The organism is Rathayibacter sp. PhB179 (genome assembly GCF_004345345.1).
Classification (GTDB): Bacteria; Actinomycetota; Actinomycetes; order Actinomycetales; family Microbacteriaceae; genus Rathayibacter; species Rathayibacter festucae.
In genome coordinates this window covers 476160-495207 of sequence record NZ_SLVD01000003.1, presented here as the reverse complement: position 1 = coordinate 495207, position 19048 = coordinate 476160, and the positions used below count along the sequence as shown (strand labels likewise).

Below are 19048 nucleotides of genomic sequence, written 5' to 3'. Positions count from 1 at the left end.
CTCCCTGCCGCTTCACTGGCGCGGAAGGCCGCTCCACGCCGCCCGCAGGAGCGCGTACGGCCCGCCGGCGGCGAGCAGCTCGGCGTGCGTGCCCTGTTCGGCGATGCGGCCGGCGTCCAGCAGCACGACGTGGTCGGCGGACGCGGCCTGGCTGAGGCGGTGGGCGACGACCAGCGCGGTGCGGCCGCGCAGGACCTCGGCGGCGGCGCGCTCGAGGAGGCCGGCGTCGGTCGAGCCGGCCTCGGCGGTGGCCTCGTCGAGGATCACGCCGGCCGGGTCGGCGAGCAGCACCCGGGCGAGCGCGAGCTGCTGCGCCTCGGCGGGGGTGAGCGCGGCTCCCGAGGCGCCGAGCGGGGCGTCGAGGCCGAGGCGGGCGAGCATCCGCTCGGCGCCGACGCGCTGCAGGGCGTCGGCGAGGGCGGTGTCGGAGGCGTCGGGTGCGGCCAGGGTCAGATTGTCGCGGAGCGTCGCGTCGAACACGTGCACCTCCTGGGTCACGAGCACGGTCCGATGCGGGCGGGTGACGGCGCCGGAGTCGGGCAGGAGCAGGCCGGCGGCGAGGGCCGCGAGGGTGCTCTTGCCGGCCCCGGAGGCGCCGACGACGGCGACGGTCGTGCCGGCCGGCACCTGCACCGAGACGTCGACGAGCACGGGGTGGCCTGGGACGTGCGCATGGTGGATCGAGGTGAGCCGGAGGTCGTCGGAGGACGAGGCAGGCCGCTCGGTCGGCGTCTCCGCGGTGATCACTCCGACGATCCGGCCGAGGGAGGCGAGGGCCGACTGCAGCTCGTCGACGACGAAGAGCAGCTGGTTGATCGGGCCGAACAGGCGGAGGAAGAGCAGCATCGCGGCGGTCGTGCCGCCGAGGGTGCCGGAGCCGCTCGACACAAGGAGGAAGCCGACGACGAGCAGGGCGCTCATGCCGAGGAGCTCGGCGAGGTTCAACCGAGCGAAGAAGCCGTTCTGGATCGCACGGGCCCGCATCGTCACCCGCACCACCGACCAGGACGCTGCGGCGATCCGCTCGAGGTGCTGTCGGCCGAGGCCGTAGGCGCGCACGGTCTCGAGGCCGTTCAGGGAGTCGAGGAGGCGCTGGGCGCGGTCGGACATCGCCGAGCGCTCCGCGGCGTAGACGTCGGGTGCGGTCCGGTGGTACCAGCGGAGCGCGAGCAGGTGCACGGGGACGACGGCGAGCATCGCGGCGGCGTAGCGGAGGTCGATCACGGCCATGCCGACGACGGTGACCAGGATGGTGAAGAGGGCCCCGGTGACGGCGGGGACGACGCTCGGGATCGCGTCCGACACCTCGGCGACGTCGTCGCCGGCGCGGGCGATCAGGTCGCCGGTGCCGGCGCGCTCCACGCGGGCCGGGGGGAGGCGGAAGGCGGCGTCCACCATCCGCTCGCGCAGCTCGGCGAGCATCCGCTCGAACAGCCGCGAGGCGGCGACGACGCCGACGGCCGAGAGCACGGCACCGGCGGCGACCGCGGCGGCGGTCACGAGGCCGAGCAGCACGACGACGGCGGGGTCGCGCTCGGTGGCGGTGACCGCGTCGACGACGGCGCCCAGGGCGAGGGGCGGGACGACGCCAGCGGCCGCCGCGGCGACGAGCACGACGACGAGGGGCGGGAGCAGGAGGCGGCCGCGGCCGAGGGCGCTCCACGAGGCACGGAGGACGGTGCGGCTGGACGCGGTCGGGAGACGGTCGGCGGTCAACGCGAGACCTCGGAGATCCGGTCGGCTCCGTCGTCGGCCACGACCTCGTCGGCGCGGACCTCGACGACGCGATCCGCGACCGCGAGGAACGCGGGGGAGCGCGAGAGGACGACGGTGCGGTGCGCGCCGCGGACGGCGCGCAGCCTCGACGCGATCGCGGCCTCCGTCACGGCGTCGACCGCCGTCGTCGGATCGTGCAGCACGAGCAGCGGCGCGTCCTGAGCGAGCGCCCGGGCGAGCGCGACGCGCTGGCGTTGACCGCCGGACAGTGCGGAGCCGCCCTCGCCGACGTCACCGTCGAGGCCGCCGGGGAGGACGCCGGCCAGCTCGGCGCAGCCGGACGCCGTGAGGGCGCGGTCGGCGCTCGCCGGGTGCACGCCGGGGAGCTGCACGTTCTGGCGCACGCTCCCCGAGAACAGCCGGGCTGCGTGCGGGGCGACGAGGGCGCCCGGGTGCGCCGAGCGCAGTCCGGCCAGCACCGCGTCGGCGGTGGCGCCGTCGACGGCGACGACCACGAGCTCTCCGGCGCGCAGCTCGTCGAGGGGGAGGGAGCGCCCGGGCGGATCCGCGCCCTCGCTCTCGCGGAGCAGGGCGAGCAGGCGCGCGGCCGACGCGGTCGCGGTCGCCCACCACGAGCCGGCCTCGCGGGCGGCGTTCTGCAGCGGATCGATCAGGAACTGCGCGAGGCCCACGACGGTGATGAAACCGCCGACGCCGAGCTCGCCGGCCAGGGCGAGGAGGGCGGCGGCGACGGCGACGGCGGTGAGGAGGAGACCGGTGGCAAGATCCATCACCCCGCCGAGGACTCCCTCCGCCCGCCGCGCGTGGACGGTGCTGCGCAGGGCGAGCCGGCTGGCGGTGCGGTAGCGGCGCGACGCCTCCTGCTCGGCGCCGATGCCGCGGAGGACGCGGTAGCCGGCCAGGAGATCGGCGGCGCGCCCCGCGGTGTCGGCCGCCGCCTCCTGCTCGTCCTCGCTGCGGCGGCGCAGCCCGCGCCCGGCGAGCTCCGTCGCCCCGAGCAGCAGCGGGGCGCCGACCAGCACGGCCAGGCCCAGCGGCCAGGAGATGCCGAGCAGGACCGCGCCGCCGAAGAGCACCGCGGCCAGCTGGCCGACCGGGTGGACGCCGATCTCGACGGCGGCCGAGAGCCGGTTGACGTCCGAGGTGGCGAGCGAGAGTGCGACGCCCGGCTGATCGGAGGCGCGGCCGCCCCGCGCGGGCCGCAGCAGCAGGTGCTCGGCGACGAGGCCGCGCAGGCGGTGCTGGACGACCAGCATCCCCAGCTCGGCGAACCGCGAGCCGAAGCGCCAGGAGAAGGAGAGCAGGGCGAAGTCGGCCGCCAACAGCGCGAGGTGGAGCAGCAGCTGCAGCGGATCGCCGGTCGCGACGGCTCGGTCGATCGCCAGCCCCATCAGCACGGGGACCAGCGCCTCGCCGATCTGATGGCTGATCACGAGGACCAGGGCCGGTACGGAGTAGCGGCGGGCGCCGGTGAGGACGCGGAGGGTCAGCCGGGCGGGGGTGGTGGTGCCGTCGCGGCGGATCGGCCGGGCGTCGATCGGCTCGGGCGGCGCCTGCAGCAGCGGACCGCGCGGGTTCCTCGTCCGCGGTCTCCCCTGGCGCTCCCGCCGGCGCCGCGTCATCGGCGCTGCCCGGCGCGCTCGCGGCCGACCGGGGCGACGAGCGGAGCGCCGGTGACCGGATCGGGGATCACGACGCAGCGCAGGCCGAAGACGTGCTCGACCAGCTCCGCGGTGACGATCTCGCGGGGAGCGCCCTGGGCGACGACGGCGCCGTCCTTCATCGCGACGAGGTGGCTGGCGTAGCGCGCCGCCTGATTGAGGTCGTGCAGCACCGCGACCAGGGTCCGGCCCTGCTCGTGCAGGTCGGTGAGCAGCTCCATCAGCTCGATCTGGTGGGCGATGTCGAGGAAGGTCGTCGGCTCGTCGAGCAGCAGCAGCGGGGTCTCCTGCGCGAGCACCATCGCCACCCACACCCGCTGCCGCTGCCCGCCCGAGAGCTCGTCGACGGGGCGGTCGGCCAGCGCGGCGACGCCGGTCGCGGCCATCGCCGCGGTCACCGCCTCCTCGTCGGCGATCGACCACTGCCGCAGGAACCCCTGGTGCGGGTGCCGGCCGCGCGCCACGAGGTCGGCGACCGTGATGCCGTCGGGGGCGAGCGAGGTCTGCGGCAGCAGCCCGAGCACGCGCGCCACCTCCCGCGGCTTCGCGGCGGCGATCGCCCGGCCGTCGAGCAGGACCTGCCCGGTGCTCGGGGCGAGCAGGCGGGAGAGCGCGCGCAGGAGGGTCGATTTGCCGCAGGCGTTCGGTCCGACGATCACGGTGAAGGAGCCGTCGGGGATCTCGAGGGAGAGCGCACGCGAGATCACGCGGCGGTCGTAGCCGAGGGTGAGGTCGACGGCGGCGAGGCGGGCGGTCATGAGCGTCTCCGTGCTTCGTGGATGAGGAGGCCGACGAGGTAGAGGCCGCCGACGACGACGGTCACGACGCCGACGGGGAGCGAGCCGGGCAGGACGTGCTGGGCGGCCGTGTCGGCGCCGAGCAGCACCAGCGCGCCGACGAGCGCGGAGGGGATCAGCGCGATCCCGGCGGTGCGGGCGAGGCGGCGGGCGATCTGCGGAGCGGCGAGGGCCACGAAGGCGATCGGGCCGCAGGCGGCGGTCACCGCGGCGGTCAGGGCGACCGCGCCGATCACGAGCAGGACGCGGGTGCGCTCCACGGGAGTGCCGAGCGCGCGGGCCGCGTCGTCGCCGAGCTCGAGCTGCCGCATCGGTCGGCCGAGGAGGCCGAGACCGGCGAGCGCCACCGTGATCACAGCGGCCGCGGGCAGCAGCTGATCCCAGCCGACCGGGTTCAGCGAGCCCGCGCCCCAGACGGAGGCGACCATCGCGATCTCGAGCTTCGCCCGCAGGACGAGGTAGGTGCTCAGCGCCTCGAGCATTGCCGAGACGCCGATGCCGACGACGATCAGCCGGAAGCCCTGGACGCTGCGGCGGTAGGCGAGCAGGTAGATGAGCGCGGCGGCGATCAGGCCGCCGAGGATGGAGCCGGCCGCGACGGGCAGCGAGCCGGCGCCGGCGCCGAGCACGATGATCGCGAGCAGGCCGCCGGCGTAGGAGCCGGAGGTGAGGCCGATGATGTCGGGGCTGGCGAGCGGGTTGCGGGTGAGCGACTGGAAGACGGCGCCCGCGACTCCGAGTGCCGCGCCGAAAAGGATCGCGCCGAGCACGCGCGGCAGCCGCCACTCGACGACGACCGTGCGGGCGATGCCGGAGCGCTGCCCGAGCAGGGCCGCGACGACGTCGGGGGCCGAGAGCGGCAGCTCGCCGAGCCCGAGCGCGACGACCGCCAGGGCGAGGACCGCGGCGGCGAGCACTGCGCCGACGAGGAGGGTGCGCCGGCGGACCCGCACCGAGAGCGGGCCGCCGCGGAGAACGAGCGTCACAGGGAGCTCGCCTTCGCGCGGCGCACCAGATGGATGAGCACGGGGGCGCCGACGAACGCGGTGACCACTCCGACCGGGACCTCGCCCGGCCAGAGCGCCACCCGGCCGAGCACGTCGGCGAGGAGCAGCAGAGTCGGTGCGAGCAGGATGGAGAGCGCGAGGATCCAGCGCTGGTCCGGCCCGGCGATCCAGCGGGCGACGTGCGGCACCGCGAGCCCGACGAACCCGACCGGCCCGGCGATCGCCGTCGCCGACCCGGCGAGCAGCGTGATCGCGAGGACCGAGAGCAGCCGGGTCCGGCCGAGACGCGTGCCGAGGGAGGCGGCGAGGTCGTCGCCGAGGCCGAGCGCGGTGAGCGAGCGGGCGGCGGCGAGGGCGATCACGACTCCCACGAGGACGAAGGGGGTGGCGGGGAGCACGACGTCGAGGCCGCGCTCGACGAACGACCCGGCGTTCCAGCCGCGCAGGGCGGTGAAGGTGACCGGGTCGAGCAGCATCATCGCGGTGGTGACCCCGCTCAGCACGGCGGCGACGGCGACGCCGGCGAGGGTGAGGCGCACCGGGTCCGGGCCGCCGCGGCCGACCGAGCCGATCAGGGCGACCACGGCCGTGACGACGAGCGCGCCGAGGAAAGCGAACGGCAGGTACTGCGCGGGCGAGCTCGCGCCGAGGGCGACGCCGATCGCGACGAACAGCGCCGCCCCGGCGTCGACGCCGAGGATGCCGGGGTCGCCCAGCGGATTGCGGGTGAGCGCCTGGATCACGGCGCCCGACACTCCGAGCGCGGCGCCGACGACGAGGCCGGCGAGCGTCCGGGGGAGGCGGAGGTCGACGACGACCTGATCGGCGATGGAGCCGTCGTAGGCGGTGAGCGCGTGCCAGAGCTCGGCCGGGCCGAGGTGGTTCGAGCCGACGAGGACGCTCAGCAGTGCGGCGACGACGAGGGCGGTGAGCGAGGCCGCGAGACCGAGGCGGCGGTTCCGCCGGACGGTCGGCACCGCCGCCTCGGTCTCGAGGAGTGTCGTCATGGAGTCGTCAGCCCTCGATGCTCTGCGGGGCCTCGCCGGCGACGGCGTCGACGAGCCTCGGCAGGAGCTTCTCGAGGACGAACTTCTGGCTGAGCGGGGTGAGGAAGTAGATCGCGCCCGAGAGCTCGGGGTCGGTGAAGACGGCGTGACCGCCGGTGACCGCGGAGAGGCTCGACGTGGTGCCGAAGTCGAGCACCTCCTGCACCCCCTCGGCCGACTCGGTCGCGAAGACGATCACGTTGGCGTCGATGAGGCCCATGTTCTCGGGGGAGATCAGCGCCTGCTGGTCGGCGCCGGGGGCGTACTGCTCGAGCCCGGGCGTGATGGTGAAGCCGAGGTCGGTGAGGAAGTCGGTGTTGAGGCCGTCGGGGTAGACGTACATGCTGCCGTCGTAGGGCACGCCCTGCGAGAAGGTGGCGGTGAGCCCGGCGAACTCGGGGTGCGCGGCGGCGGCGTCCTCGTAGGCGTCCTCAACCCCGGTGATCAGCGCCTCGCCCTCGGCCGAGCGGCCGATGGCGCGGGCGACCTGGCGGGTCTGGTCCTGCCAGCTGGAGAAGTAGAGACCGGAGCCCTCGACGCTCGTGACGGTCGGGGCGATCCCGGCGAGCTTGTCGTAGATCTCCTCCGTCATCCCCGCGTTGGTGCCGACGATCAGGTCGGGCTCGAGGGTGGCGATCCGCTCGTACTCGGGGCCGTCGGTCTGGTCGAGCACGGTCGGCTCCGCGTCGCGGAGCAGGTCGGTCGCCCAGGGCCAGACGGCGAACGGCTGCTCGCCGTACCACTCGGTGGTGGCGATCGGAGTGACGCCGAGCTCGAGCAGGATGTCCTGCTCGGTGAGCCCCACCACGACGACGCGCTGCGGCTCGGCCTCGACGACGGTCTCGCCGTACTGGTGCTCGACGGTGACCGGGAAGGAGTCGGACGGCTCGGTCGTGTAGTCCGGGTTCTCGGCGCTCGCCGCGGCGGTGCTGCTGCAGCCGGACAGCGCGGCGACGCTCAGGGCGAGTGCCGCGGAGGCGGCGAGGAGGCGGGCGGGCAGGGCGCGAGGGGTCATGGCTCTTCCGGGATCGTGGGGCAGGGGAGGCGGACGTCAGGTTAGCCTTGCCTTACTCGGTCCGCCATCACCTCGAGCGGACGCCGATCAAGGAGGGGGGACACCGTCGTGTCCGTCAGCGAACATCTCCGACCCGGTGGCGCGGCTCCTATCGATGCGGATCCCTTCGAGTGGACATCCGCCGCTCTCTCGGCCTCGCGATCCCGGGTCGTCCGCGGCACCGGCTTCGACGCGCACGTGCACCAGGAGGATCAGCTCGCCTGGATGGCATCGGGGTCGATGGAGCTCGGCGTGCTCGGCAACCACTGGCACCTACGGCGCGAGCACATGGCTTGGATCCCGGCCGGCGTGCCGCACGAGATGGCGTTCGTCGAGCCGGGCGAGCTGATCAGCGTCTACGTGGATCCGGTGCTGCGACCGCGCGGCGAGCGGTGGGGCGGCGCGCGGACCCTGCGGCTCGAGGACCTCGCCGGGTCGCTGGTGCTGCACCTGACGGACTCCGCCCCGTCGGCGCTGCGTCGCCGGCGGTGCTGGCTGCTGCTCGGGGAGCTGCTCGACGAGGCGCCCGACGACGCGGCGGCGGTGGCGCTCCCGCGAGACCCGCGGGCCCGCGCGGTGGCGACGGCGCTGCTCGAGGACCCGGCGGATCCTCGGGAGCTCGCCGAGTGGGCGGCGCAGATCGGAGTGAGCACCAAGACCATCGCGCGCGCGTTCGCCGCCGAGACGGGCAGCACGTTCCGCGAGTGGCGGGTGCGGGCGCGGATGCACTCGGCGATCGGGATGCTCGTGCGGGGGGACGCCGTGCAGACCGTGGCGCCCGCGGTCGGGTACGACTCGGTGAGCAGCTTCATCGTCGCCTTCCGTGCTCGGCTGGGGTCGACGCCCGCGGTCTACGCGGCGCGGGCGCGGGGCTGATCGGCGAAGTCCGCAGGGCGCGGCCTCGCCGTGGTCGGGGGTGCGGGGCTACCCTTCGACGCATGCACCGGATCTTCACGACGAGCGTCGCCTCCGTGTACCCGCACTACGTGGCGAAGGCCGAGCGGAAAGGGAGGACGAGGGCCGAGGTCGACGAGGTGATCGTGTGGCTGACCGGCTTCTCGGACGAGGAGCTGCACCGCCACCTCGACGCCGGGACGACCTTCGAGGACTTCTTCGCCGCGGCGCCGATGAACCCGAGCGCGGCCCTGATCACGGGAGTCGTCTGCGGCGTTCGCGTCGAGCGCGTCGAGGATCCGCTGATGCAGCGGATCCGCTGGCTGGACAAGCTGGTCGACGAGCTGGCGAAGGGCAAGGCGATGACGAAGGTGCTGCGCGGCTGACCGGCGGTCACCGCTGCAGACCGCGACTCGTGCCCGAGGCCGCGATGCAGGCGTCCCGCAGTCGGCCGAGATGCTCCCGCCATCCGGCCTCGTGCTCGAGGCGGAGTCCTTCCTCCGCGCGGATCTCGGCGAAGCCCTGCTCGACGATGATCACTTCCGCTCCTTCCGCCGACGCCGCCGTGGTCACGGTCACCGTCACTGTCAGGAAGCCGCTCCACCCGGGCTCGGTCCACTCGAAGGAGAGGCGCGTCGGGGCGTCGACCGCGAGGACGCGGCCGGTCGCCTCGAACGTGCGCCCGCCGTCCGTCCAGGTCTCACGGAGTGGAGAACCGGTCACTGCATCGAACTCGAGGTCGGGCCACCAGGTGGACCGGTCGACGAGGAGACGCCAGACCTCCGGGGGCGTCGCCGGGAGGTCGATCGAGGCCAGAGCGGAGTCGTCGCTCGGTGTGCCCTCACTCATCGCTGCCCGTGCTGCCGTCGGACCCCTGACCCGGTCCTGAGCCGGATACCTGTCCGGCTGGTCTGCGTACCGGCGGACCACGTCGGCGTCGGACGGCCATCACGAGGAGCGCGATCACGGCGACGACGGCGAGCCAGGGGAGGAGGAAGCCGAGGCCGATGAGGGCGCCGTTCGCGGCGACGACCAGACCGTTCCAGCCGGCGAGCAGGCCGTCGAGGAAGCCGGTGGGCCGGGCGGTGACGGGCGACGACTGCGGAAGGATCGTCACCGTGAGGGTCGCCAGCGACACCTGACCCTCGAGGGCGGCGAGCTGCTGCTCGGAGGACTCGAGCGAGGCCTGGCGATCGGCGAGGGCGGACTCCGCGGCGAGGAGGTCGGCGAGGCTGCCGGCCTGGGCGATCAGCTCGGTCAGCCGGTCGACGGAGGCCTGGGCGGCGTCGACCCGCGCGCGGAGGTCGATCGCCTGGGTGGTCACGTCGCGCCGGTCGATCGAAGAGCCGGTCACCGTGCCGAGGGCCGCCAGCGACTCTCGAGCGTCGGCGAGCCGGTCGGCGGGGACCCGGATCGAGACGCTCCCCGCGCCCTCGGGGAGGGGCGCGTACTGCGACGGGTCGAGAGCGGGATCGGTTCCGGCCGCCGACGCGCTGGTGCTGGAGCTGATGGTGGAGCTGGAGCTCTCGACGTAGCCGCCGAGCGCGGCGGCGGTCGCGCTGAGCGCGGCGATCGCGTCGGCGACGGAGCCGGCCTCGAGCGTCGCGTTCGCCGTGGACACGACCTCCCTACCGGTCCCCTCCGCGGACGCGTCGCCGGGTGCCTCCGCCGCGCCCTGTGCCGAGCCGTCGGCGAACTGGGGTGCGGACTCCGCGCCCGACTGCCCGAAGTCGAGACCGCCCGCCTCACTCGAGGACCCTGCCGCGCTCGACGCGGACCCCGCACCGGCGCCGCCTCCGATCAGGGGGCCGACGACGACGGCGATCACGAGGAGGCCCGCGGCGACGCTCCCGATCGCGGCGACGCGTCGGCGACGGGCTCCGCTCTCGCGGCGCGCGGCGCTGATGGAGCGGAAGACCCGCGCCTCGAGTGCCGAGACGCGGTCCTCGTCGAGGGTGTCGAGCTCGGGCGCTGGGCGATCGGACGCGTGGATCTCGGCAGGCTGGAACTCGGAGGCCTGGAGCGCATTCACCCGCTCGTCGGTGGGTTCGGTCATGACGTCTCGGCTCCTCGGAAGTCGTCCACCACGAGTCGGAGGCGTCGACGGACGCGCGACAGGCGGTTGCGGACGGTGGCGTGCGAGACGCCCAGGGTGAGCGCGGCCTCCTCGTAGCCGCGCCCCTCGGTGGCGCAGAGGCGGAAGATCGCGCGGTCGAGCTCGGCGAGCCCGGCCGTCTCGCGGAGGATCGCCTCGGCGAGCGCGGCGGTGACGATCTGCTGCTCGAGGTCGTGCGGCGAGGGCGTCTCGTCGTCGGCCTCGACGGTCCGCTCCCGGTCGCGGAGGCGGGAGCGCAGGCGGTTGGCCGCTTGGAAGCGGCAGATCGTCGCGAGCCAGGGGAGGAGGGAATCGCTCACCAGCTCGAGCCCGCCGAGTCGGCTCCAGGCGAGGACGAAGGTCTCCTGCGCGACGTCCTCGGCGTCCCGGGGGTCGCGGAGGATTCCGTGCGCGAGCCAGTAGACGGGGCGGACGTAGGCGCGATAGAGGGAGCGGAAGGCGAGCTCGCTGCCCGCAGCCGCGCGGCGCACGAGCTCGGCGTCGGTCTCCTCCGAGGCGGTGCCCGCCCCGCGAGGTGCCGTCGTCTCCTCCCGAGGCGTTCGCGCCTGAGGCGTGCTCTCCTGAGTGGGCGTCATCCGCGGACCTCCTCTCCCTCTCACTCTGACAGTGTCGGGCGGGCGCGGATCGTCTCAGAATCCGATCCGGCCGCCGAGGAGAGCGCCCCCCGCTAGGACAGATCGGGTATCACGATCTGCTGCAGGGCCCAGGTGTTGCCGTCGGGATCGGCGAAGTACACGAACTCGCCCCAGGGCTGCGAGTCGACCTCGGACACCTCCGCGCCACGGGCCAGCAGCTCCTCCCGGGCCTTCGCCGCGTCCGCGACGACCATCTGCAGGCCCCTCTGCGAGCCGGGCACCATCTCGGTGATGCCGATGCCGAGGACGATGGAGCAGGCCGACCCGGGAGGCGTCAGCTGCACGAAGCGCAGCCCCTCGTGCACCGTGTGGTCGTGGTCGGCGACGAAGCCGATCCGCTCGACGTAGAACCGCTTGGCGCGATCGACGTCGGTCACCGGAACCGCGACGAGCTCGAGCTTCATGTCCATGGTGTCTCTCCTGCTCCGTGTCCTTCGAGCGCCCGGCCGGGCTCTCGGGGACGACGTTAGAGCGGCATCAGGTCGGTTCACGTCCTGATGGAGGAGCAGGATGTCGGCATGGCTGCGACCACCTCCCGCGCACTCGCTCTGCTCGCCCTGCTGCAGACCCACCGGCAGTGGTCGGGGCCGGTCCTCGCGACGCGCCTCGGCGTGACGGAGCGGACTCTGCGCCGCGACATCGAGCAGCTGCGCGAGCTGGGCTACGCCGTGGCGGCGACCCGCGGCGCACTCGGCGGCTACCGGCTCGAGCCGGGCAGCCGCGTTCCCCCGCTGCTCCTCAGTGACGACGAGGCCGTGGCCGTGGCGGTCGGACTCCGGCTCGCGGCCGACGAGGGGCTCGCCGACGGCGAGCGGACGACGCTGAGTGCCCTCGCGAAGTTCGAGCAGGTGCTGCCGAGTGCTCTGCGGGAGCGCGTCAGCGCGGTCGGCGGCGTGCTCCGGTCCGCCAGGCCGCGCGCCGCGTCGATCCCGCCGGAGATCCTCGGCCGGATGGCGCTGGCCTGCCGCGACCACGAACGGCTCCGCTTCCACTACGTCGCGGCGGACGGGGCCGAGAGCGACCGCGTCGTCGAGCCGCACGCGGTGGTGTCCACGCACCGCTCCTGGGTGCTGGTCGGCTGGGACCGGCAGCGCGAGGACTGGCGGACGTTCCGGCTCGACCGGGTGAGCCGGCTCCTCGAGACGCGCGTGCACTTCGAGCCGCGGCGGCTCCCCGAGGACGACGCCGCGGCGTTCGTGGCGTCGTCCGGGCGGACGGCGCGGTACGAGCTGGTGGTCGATCTGGCGATGCCGATCGACGAGGTGGTGCGGGTCTTCGGGCGGTGGTCGGCGGGATCCGTCGCGCTCGACGCTCGGTGGACGCGCTGGCCGGTGGAGGCGGAGACGGTGGCCGGTCTGCTCGCGGCGCTGGTCTGGATCCCGGTGGGCGTGGAGCATCGGGTGGACGGGGATCCGAACACGCTCGCGGCGGTGCGCGCGGCTCTCGAGCGGATGCACGCCGCTGCGTCGAGGTGAGGCCGTCCCTCCACAGGGGATGAGGTGCGGCGGCTCTCCACGGATCGGCCGATCGGCTCCCACGGCCGACGCGGCGACGACGACCGTAGCCGCATGACTCCTACCGATCGCCTCGCCACCGCCCGCCACAGCCCCTCCCGGGAGCCGGAGCTCCTCCGCGTGAGCGGGCTGCCCGACCTGCTCGCCGCCGTCCCCTCGATGATCGGCCTCCATCCGGAGGACGCCCTCGTCGTCGTCCCGTTCCTCGGGAACCGGGCGGGAGGCGGTTTCCGCTTCCCGATCCCTCACCGACTGCGCCGAGCGGAGATCGACCAGCTGGCGGGCCGGTGCGAGCGCTTCACGGCGTCGATCTCGCGGGCGACCGCGGTGCTGGCCATCGTCTACACGCGGCAGAGCTACGAGACCGCGCGCGGCATCCCGCTGCTCGACCTCGGCCGCACCGTCCTCCGGCGGCTCGAACGGACCGACCTCGGGATCGTCGGCGTGGCCTGCGTCGCCGCCGACGGCTGGGGGCGCTACACCTCGATCGAGGAGAAGCGCGAGCCGCGCCCGCTCGCCGAGATCGAGGAGAGCCCGACCGGCGTCCTCGCGCGCGCGGCGGCTCCCGAGCCGCTCGACGTGACGGCGCTCGCCGCACTGCCGACGGTCTCGGACTCCGATCGTGCGACGGTCGAGGCGATCGTGCGTCATCCTGCCTCGGGGGCGCACGACGTGATCGGCCTGGTCGAGCGCTGGCTGCACGGCCCGTCGGCACCGCGTCAGGAGGCCACGCTCATCCGGGTGCTGCAGTCCCCGGCGCTGCGCGATCAGGCGACCCTGCAGATCGCGCTCGGCTGCGAGACGGCGTTCGAGGAGCGGCGGCGACAGAAGCGGCTCGAGGGGGAGCAGGCGCGCACCGGCCGCTCGATGGACGAGCTCATCGAGAGCGACGCCGACGCAGGACTCGAGGACGCGCACGACCTGCTCTCCGCGTCGCTGATGATGGGGACGGGGCCCGGCCCGGATCTCGAGCGGACCGAGCGAGCGACAGGTCGGCTCGCTCGGGCAGCAGCGCTCGCGCCCGCCGAGGCGCGGCCGCCGGTGCTGACCGTCCTCGCCTGGTGCTGGTGGGCACTCGGCGTCTCCTCGATCGCCACCCGGCATCTCGAGGAGGCGCTCCGGATCGACCCGCACTACTCGCTGGCGAGGCTCCACCGGTCGGTGCTCGAGATCCGCGCCGTGCCCGACTGGGTGCTCGACTCCGCGACGCGTTCCCTGGACCGGGCGGCGGCGCACGTGTGACCGGCGCGGAGAGCACGGGGTGACGAGGTGCCGAGGGCTGCTCTTGCCTCCTCGGACGAGCGAGAGTAACGTGCAACCACATGGTTGTACGAATCGAGGACGAGAGCGACGTCGACCGGCTGTTCCAGGCGCTGGCCGACAGAACGCGGCGCGACATCGTCGCACGGGTGCTGGAAGCGGAGCAGTCCGTGACAGTGCTCGCGGCACGCTACGAGATGTCCTTCGCCGCGGTGCAGAAGCATGTCGCGGTGCTGGAGCGGGCGGAGCTCGTCCGCAAGCGCCGCAGCGGGAGGGAGCAGCTCGTGAGCGGAGAGGTCGCCTCGCTCAGGAGGGCGGCGCGACTGCTCGAGGACTACGAGCTGCTCTGGCGCGATCGCGTCGACCGCATCGCCGACGTCCTCGCCGAGGACGAGGTGCGACCACCGGAGGAACGAAGGAAGGGACGTGCAGGATGACCGTCGTGGAGTCCGTCAAGGACATCGAGAACCTGACCATGACCATCACCGCCGAGTTCGAGGCGCCCGTCGAGCGGGTGTGGCGGATCTGGGTGGATCCGCGGCGGCTCGAGCGCTGGTGGGGACCGCCGACCTGGCCGGCGACCTTCGAGACGCACGAGGCGGTGGAGGGCTCTCGGAGCCGGTACTTCATGACGGGGCCGGACGGGGAGAAGGCCCGCGGCTACTGGGTGGTGACGAAGGTCGAGGAGCCGACGCGGTTCGAGTTCGACGACGGCTTCGCCGACGAGGAGGGGCGCCCGGACGACTCGATGGGGGTCACCCACGCGGTGGTCACCCTCGCCGAGGCGGACGGACGCACCCGGATGACCGTCCGCTCCTCCTTCGAGACCCTCGAGCAGCTCGAGCAGATGGTGCAGATGGGCATGGAGGAGGGGATGAACCAGGCGATGGGTCAGATCGACGCGCTGCTCGCGGAGTGAGCAGGGCCGAGGGCTCGCGTCGGTGGGCGTGCCGTCCGGCGACCGGCCGTCTCAGGTCTGCGGCGCCGAGTCGGTGAGGTCGGCGGCGTACGCGGCGACCGATCGGCGATAGCGCGGCAACGTCGGGGCGAGCGCCTCGAGGGCGGTCCGCAGCGCCTCGTCGGTGCGACCGGCACTGTGAAGGGCGAGTGCGAGGAAGACCTCGCGCGCCGCACCGATCGACGGGTGCTGCGGGGCGGAGGAGAGGAGGACGATCGCCTCCTCGGTCCGGCCGAGGTTCCGCAGAGTGGAGGCGTACTGGATGCTCAGCCGGGCGAGCCGCTCGTCGTCGAGACCGGCGGCGACGGCGCGCTCGTACTCCGCGGCCGCCTCCGCCTCGTGGCCCGCACTGTCCAGGGCGCCGCCGAGCTCGAAGTGCGCGACGCCGTCGGTGCCCGGATAGCGCGCGGCGAGCACTCGCATCCGCTCGACGACACCGTCCGGATCCTCGAGGCCGTCGAGCCGATCGACGGCGCGCTGCCAGAGGAGGAGCTCGTCGTCCGCGTCGTCCTCGGACGCCGCTCCGAGCTCCTCGAACAGCGTCAGCTGCAGGCCGTCGGGGGAGCGCAGGCGGGAGTTGAGCGAGCGCCACGGCGTCTCCCGCGAGGAGGCGACGAGCTCGGCGCCCGCGCCGGCGAGGGCCGCGGTCACTGCGGCGGCGTCGTCGACCTCGAAGGCGACGCGGAGGGGGTCGCTCGTGTCGCCGTCCGTCTCGAGGCCGTCGATCATCCGGACCTGCGCGGGGTTCGCCAGCTCGAGGGTGGCGATGCCGGCCTCGAGGATCGCGACGCGGGCGTCGCCGTCGCCGTCGAAGGCGGCGCGCTCGGTCAGACCGAGGGCGTCCCGGTAGAAGCGGAGAGCCGCGTCGAGGTCGTCCACCTGGACGACGAGACGCAGCTGGCGGACGGCGGAGGGAGTGGAGGCGGTCACGTGCCGACGCTACCGGGTCTCGATACGCCCGCTGCGCGGGCTACTCGATCAGCATGGGCTCGCTCATGCGGATGCGGTGTCATCCGACGCCGTGGGGGAGTCGGGCGCGGTGAGGGTCTCACTGCTGGTGCCCTCGACCTCGGCGGCCGCGGCGCGGCGGCCGGCCTCGATCACGGCGGTGGAGGCGGCGGCGCCGGCGACGAGGGCGAAGAGCGCCCAGCCGGCGCCCCACTTCCGCTTCCCCACGAGGCCGTCGAAGGAGAGCGCGCCGGGGCCGTCGGCCACGATCGCGGTCGCGGCGGCCGCGAGCAGGCCGTTGTACTCCCAGCCCCCGCCGCTGTTCCAGAGGCCGTTCGCCCAGTGCACCTTGCGGACGGCCGTGACCATCGTCGCGATCAGCCCGGCCGCCGCGACCGGCGTCGCCAGGCCCAGGGCGAGCGCGGCGCCCCCCGCGGTCTCGGTGACGGCGGCGGCGACCGCGTTCCGGCGCGCCGGGTGCAGCTCCAGGCTCTTCATCATCTGTTCGGTGCCGTCGAGGCCCGGGCCGTCGAACGAGCCGCGGAGCTTCTGCAGTCCGTGTCCGACGAACAGACCGCCGACGGCGAGACGGAGAACGAGCGAGCCGACCTTCATGGTGACCTCCGGGAGGGGTGGGGTGGTGTGGGACGTGTAGAGCGAGCGTCGCGGCTGGACCGGGCCGGGTCAAGGGGTCGCGCCGACCTCTGGAATCGAGCAGACAAGGCCTAGGCGGTCAACCGGTTCGCCTCCTATGATCGGAGCAGATCGACTCGAAGGAGAGCACGCATGACCGGACGCCTCACTGGCAAGACCGCCCTCGTCACCGGAGCCGGCTCCGGCATCGGCCGGGCCGTCGCGGAGCGCTTCGCGCGCGAGGGCGCCCGGGTCGCCTTCACCGACCGCGACCTCGCCGCCGCGGAGGACGCAGCGGCCGCCTTCCCGGACTCCGTCGCCGTCCGGCTCGACGTCTCGGACGAGAGCAGCGTCGAGCAGGCCTTCGCCCGCCTCGCGGCCGACGGCTTCGCGGTCGACGTGGTCGTCGCGAACGCCGGCGTGCAGCTCTTCGGCCAGGACGCGAAGATCGCCGACCTCGACCTCGACGTCTGGCGCCGCACGATCGACATCAACCTCACCGGCACCTTCCTCACCGTCAAGCACGCCGTCCGTGCACTGCGAGGCCGCGGCGGCTCGATCGTCCTCACCGGCAGCCCGACCGGGCTCAACGGCGAGGGTCAGGACTTCACCGCCTACAGCAGCTCGAAGGCCGGCATGCACGGCCTTGCCCGCACCGTCGCCGCCGCCTACGCGGGCGAGGGGATCCGCGTGAACACGGTCGTCCCCGGCTACACGGAGACCCCGCTGGTGACCGCGATCTCGGGCGACGCCGAGGCCCGCGCGGCGATCACCTCGCGGATCCCGCTCGGTCGGCCCGGCTCCGCGGCGGACGTCGAGGGAATCATGGTCTACCTCGCCAGCGACGAGTCGAGCTACGCCACCGGCGCGCTCTTCCGCGTCGACGGCGGCATGACCACCCTCTGATCGTGCCCGCGATCGAGATCCGGCCCGCCGCGCAGACGGTCCCGGCCGGGCTCCTCCAGGACGCCGAGCGCGACGAGCGGGCGGTCCGCTGCGGCCCGTGGTCGCTGCGGTTCTCCGACGGCCGGCTCGACGACCTCCGGTTCGGCACGGCGCGGATCCTCCGCGGGGTCCGCTTCGTCGTCCGCGACGAGGACTGGGGGACCTTCGCGACCGTCCGCGCAGCGCTCGAGATCGAGGGCGGCACTCTCGTGGTCGAGGGCGAGAGCGCTCAGGGCGAGGCCCGCGTCACCTGGACCCTGCGCGCCGACTTCTCCGGAAACTCGCTCACGATCGCACTCGAGGCACGCGCGAGCACGCCCTTCCTCCGCAACCGCCTGGGGCTGATCGTGCTGCACGGCACGGAGAGCGCCGGAGCGACCGTCGAGGCGCGCCACCCGGGCGGCACCACCGACCGCTTGGCCTTCCCCGAGCGGATCGCGCCCCATCAGCCCGCGCAGGACCTCGCCGGTCTCGCCTGGACCGCCGACGGCGTCCCGGTCGAGCTGACCCTGGAGGGCGACGTGTTCGAGACGGAGGATCAGCGCAACTGGACCGACGCGTCGTTCAAGACCTACTCGACGCCGCTGAGTCTGCCGTTCCCGGTGCCGGTCGCCGCGGGGGAGATCGTCCGGCAGAGCCTGCGGATCGACTGCGGCGGCGCGCCGCCGACCGTCACACGGGAATCGATCGCGTCCCCCTCCGTCCTGCGGACCGGCAGGGCCGGGTACCCGCTCCCCGAGATCCGCACCTCCGCCGCGAGCGCGTCGACGGGCCTCCGGCCGGATGTGCGACCGGCGCTCGATCTGCTGGTCGAGTGCGACGTGCGCTGGACCGGCTGGCGTCGCGCGTTGCAGCGCGCGCTCGAGGACGCCGGCGGACGCCCTGTCGATCTGCGCGTCGTCGCGTCCGGGCCGGAGGACGTCCGCACGGTCCTCGACGAGCTCGGCGACGCGCCGCTCGCCCGCCTCGGCGTCTTCGCCGCCCAGGGTCACCGCAGCACACCCGAGCTGCTCGAGGCGGCGCGACGGGCGGCGGCCGAGCGCGGCGCCGAGGTCGTCGGCGGGGTCCGCTCGCACTTCACCGAGCTCAACCGCGGCGCGGACGCCCTCGCGAACGGGGAGGCGTCGCTCGCCTTCAGCATCACCCCCTTCATGCACGACCGCTCGGGGCACCAGCTCGTCGAGTCCCTCGGCGTGCAGCGCACGGTGGTCCGCGACGCGGCGGCGATCGCGGACGGCCGACGCCTGCACATCGGTCCGGTCACGCTCGGTGCGCGGATGAACGCGGTGTCGACCTCGCCGTTCGACCCCGGCGCCGCCGACATCGACGGGTCCGGCTACGGCCCGGAGATCGTCCCGGGAGCGACCGACGAGCGCCAGCACGCGCCTGAGTTCGCAGCCTGGGTCGTCGGCAGCGTCGGCGCGCTCGCGGTCCCGGGCGTCGCCTCGCTCGCCTACTTCGAGCAGTGGGGACCGCGCGGTGTCGTCACGGCGGCCGGCGTCACGGCCGCCGGCACAGTGCTCCAGTGGGCGGCGGCCCTCACCGGGTCACCTCGTCTGGACGCGGACGCGCCGGGACTCGTCGCGCTCGGAGCTTTCGCCGCAGACCGCCGGGTGGTGCTGCTCGGCAATGCGGGCGGCACCGCGGTGGCGGTCGATCCGACGGGGATCGAGCGCTGGGAGGCGGCCGGGGGAGCGGACTGCGAGTCGTTCGTGCTCGAACCGGGCGGAGCCGCGCGGGTGCTGCTGACGCCGTAGCCGCGTCCGCGGACCGACGTCTCGCGCCGCAGGAACCGCTCGACGCGGGCGTCCCGCGGCGCGTCGACCGACGTGCGACGCCAGAG

Annotated in this window: 20 protein-coding genes; 8 read left to right on the top strand and 12 right to left on the bottom strand. The window is 74.2% G+C overall.

Features of this window, described 5'->3' with window-relative positions; all coding sequences use genetic code 11:
• Window positions 1-12: 12 nt before the first annotated feature.
• From EDF43_RS09525 to EDF43_RS09500, 6 genes are read right to left on the bottom strand one after another with little or no spacing between them, the layout of a single operon-like run.
• Window positions 13-1716 carry an ABC transporter ATP-binding protein gene (locus EDF43_RS09525; protein ID WP_132438475.1) on the bottom strand — a complete coding sequence of 568 codons (1704 nt, stop codon included), beginning with the start codon at window positions 1714-1716 and terminating at the stop codon, window positions 13-15.
• Window positions 1713-3359, bottom strand: a complete 1647-nt coding sequence (locus tag EDF43_RS22125) for an ABC transporter ATP-binding protein (protein WP_132438474.1) — start codon at window positions 3357-3359, stop codon at window positions 1713-1715. Before EDF43_RS22125 ends, EDF43_RS09525 begins: the two co-directional genes overlap by 4 nt.
• Window positions 3356-4156, bottom strand: coding sequence for an ABC transporter ATP-binding protein (locus EDF43_RS09515; RefSeq protein ID WP_123735970.1), 801 nt, complete (start codon window positions 4154-4156; stop codon window positions 3356-3358). Before EDF43_RS09515 ends, EDF43_RS22125 begins: the two co-directional genes overlap by 4 nt.
• Window positions 4153-5181 (bottom strand): iron chelate uptake ABC transporter family permease subunit, encoded by a 1029-nt coding sequence (locus tag EDF43_RS09510; RefSeq protein WP_132438473.1) that lies wholly within the window; start codon window positions 5179-5181, stop codon window positions 4153-4155. Before EDF43_RS09510 ends, EDF43_RS09515 begins: the two co-directional genes overlap by 4 nt.
• The gene (locus EDF43_RS09505; protein WP_132438472.1) at window positions 5178-6209 is read right to left on the bottom strand and encodes an iron chelate uptake ABC transporter family permease subunit; all 1032 of its coding nucleotides are present in this window, start codon (window positions 6207-6209) and stop codon (window positions 5178-5180) included. The genes EDF43_RS09510 and EDF43_RS09505 overlap by 4 nt, the downstream gene beginning before the upstream one ends.
• A 7-nt stretch (window positions 6210-6216) precedes the next feature.
• Window positions 6217-7263: an ABC transporter substrate-binding protein gene (locus EDF43_RS09500; RefSeq protein ID WP_132438471.1), complete on the bottom strand. Its 1047-nt coding sequence runs from the start codon at window positions 7261-7263 to the stop codon at window positions 6217-6219.
• Window positions 7264-7371: 108 nt separating this feature from the next.
• On the opposite strand from EDF43_RS09500, the gene EDF43_RS09495 reads away from it, so the two are divergent.
• Both EDF43_RS09495 and EDF43_RS09490 read left to right on the top strand, forming a co-directional pair.
• Window positions 7372-8178, top strand: coding sequence for an AraC family transcriptional regulator (locus tag EDF43_RS09495; protein WP_347812540.1), 807 nt, complete (start codon window positions 7372-7374; stop codon window positions 8176-8178).
• A 62-nt stretch (window positions 8179-8240) separates the two neighbouring features.
• The gene (locus EDF43_RS09490; protein WP_132438469.1) at window positions 8241-8582 is read left to right on the top strand and encodes a DUF2200 domain-containing protein; all 342 of its coding nucleotides are present in this window, start codon (window positions 8241-8243) and stop codon (window positions 8580-8582) included.
• Between the two features lie 7 nt (window positions 8583-8589).
• Here EDF43_RS09490 and EDF43_RS09485 read toward each other — a convergent pair whose 3' ends face one another.
• The 4 genes from EDF43_RS09485 to EDF43_RS09470 all read right to left on the bottom strand — a co-directional run bounded on the left by EDF43_RS09485 (window position 8590) and on the right by EDF43_RS09470 (window position 11357).
• On the bottom strand, window positions 8590-9045 hold the full coding sequence (locus tag EDF43_RS09485; RefSeq protein ID WP_132438468.1) for an SRPBCC domain-containing protein: 456 nt from the start codon (window positions 9043-9045) through the stop codon (window positions 8590-8592).
• Window positions 9038-10252, bottom strand: coding sequence for a DUF4349 domain-containing protein (locus EDF43_RS09480; RefSeq protein WP_132438467.1), 1215 nt, complete (start codon window positions 10250-10252; stop codon window positions 9038-9040). The genes EDF43_RS09485 and EDF43_RS09480 overlap by 8 nt, the downstream gene beginning before the upstream one ends.
• Window positions 10249-10887 carry an RNA polymerase sigma factor gene (locus tag EDF43_RS09475; RefSeq protein WP_132438466.1) on the bottom strand — a complete coding sequence of 213 codons (639 nt, stop codon included), beginning with the start codon at window positions 10885-10887 and terminating at the stop codon, window positions 10249-10251. The genes EDF43_RS09480 and EDF43_RS09475 overlap by 4 nt, the downstream gene beginning before the upstream one ends.
• A gap of 92 nt (window positions 10888-10979) precedes the next feature.
• Window positions 10980-11357 carry a VOC family protein gene (locus EDF43_RS09470; RefSeq protein WP_132438465.1) on the bottom strand — a complete coding sequence of 126 codons (378 nt, stop codon included), beginning with the start codon at window positions 11355-11357 and terminating at the stop codon, window positions 10980-10982.
• 108 nt (window positions 11358-11465) lie between these two features.
• Here EDF43_RS09470 and EDF43_RS09465 point away from each other — a divergent pair, with 108 nt between their 5' ends.
• The 4 genes from EDF43_RS09465 to EDF43_RS09450 all read left to right on the top strand — a co-directional run bounded on the left by EDF43_RS09465 (window position 11466) and on the right by EDF43_RS09450 (window position 14640).
• Window positions 11466-12422 carry a YafY family protein gene (locus EDF43_RS09465; RefSeq protein WP_132438464.1) on the top strand — a complete coding sequence of 319 codons (957 nt, stop codon included), beginning with the start codon at window positions 11466-11468 and terminating at the stop codon, window positions 12420-12422.
• Window positions 12423-12515: 93 nt separating this feature from the next.
• Window positions 12516-13703, top strand: a complete 1188-nt coding sequence (locus EDF43_RS09460) for a DUF4192 family protein (RefSeq protein WP_132438463.1) — start codon at window positions 12516-12518, stop codon at window positions 13701-13703.
• Window positions 13704-13783: 80 nt separating this feature from the next.
• Window positions 13784-14158: a helix-turn-helix domain-containing protein gene (locus EDF43_RS09455; protein WP_123735959.1), complete on the top strand. Its 375-nt coding sequence runs from the start codon at window positions 13784-13786 to the stop codon at window positions 14156-14158.
• Entirely contained in the window at window positions 14155-14640 is a 486-nt protein-coding gene (locus tag EDF43_RS09450; protein ID WP_132438462.1) for an SRPBCC domain-containing protein, read from the top strand. Before EDF43_RS09455 ends, EDF43_RS09450 begins: the two co-directional genes overlap by 4 nt.
• Before the next feature lie 51 nt (window positions 14641-14691).
• Here the strand turns inward: EDF43_RS09450 and EDF43_RS22305 are convergent, their stop codons facing one another.
• On the bottom strand, window positions 14692-15609 hold the full coding sequence (locus EDF43_RS22305) for a tetratricopeptide repeat protein (RefSeq protein ID WP_243646402.1): 918 nt from the start codon (window positions 15607-15609) through the stop codon (window positions 14692-14694).
• Window positions 15610-15672: 63 nt separating this feature from the next.
• The gene (locus tag EDF43_RS09435; RefSeq protein ID WP_132438461.1) at window positions 15673-16242 is read right to left on the bottom strand and encodes a DoxX family protein; all 570 of its coding nucleotides are present in this window, start codon (window positions 16240-16242) and stop codon (window positions 15673-15675) included.
• Between the two features lie 171 nt (window positions 16243-16413).
• Here EDF43_RS09435 and EDF43_RS09430 point away from each other — a divergent pair, with 171 nt between their 5' ends.
• Together EDF43_RS09430 and EDF43_RS09425 are read left to right on the top strand one after the other, a co-directional pair.
• A complete protein-coding gene (locus EDF43_RS09430; protein ID WP_123735956.1) occupies window positions 16414-17166 on the top strand; it encodes an SDR family NAD(P)-dependent oxidoreductase in 753 nt (250 codons plus the stop codon).
• Window positions 17167-17168: 2 nt separating this feature from the next.
• Window positions 17169-18962, top strand: a complete 1794-nt coding sequence (locus tag EDF43_RS09425; protein WP_132438460.1) for a hypothetical protein — start codon at window positions 17169-17171, stop codon at window positions 18960-18962.
• Window positions 18963-19048: the final 86 nt, after the last annotated feature.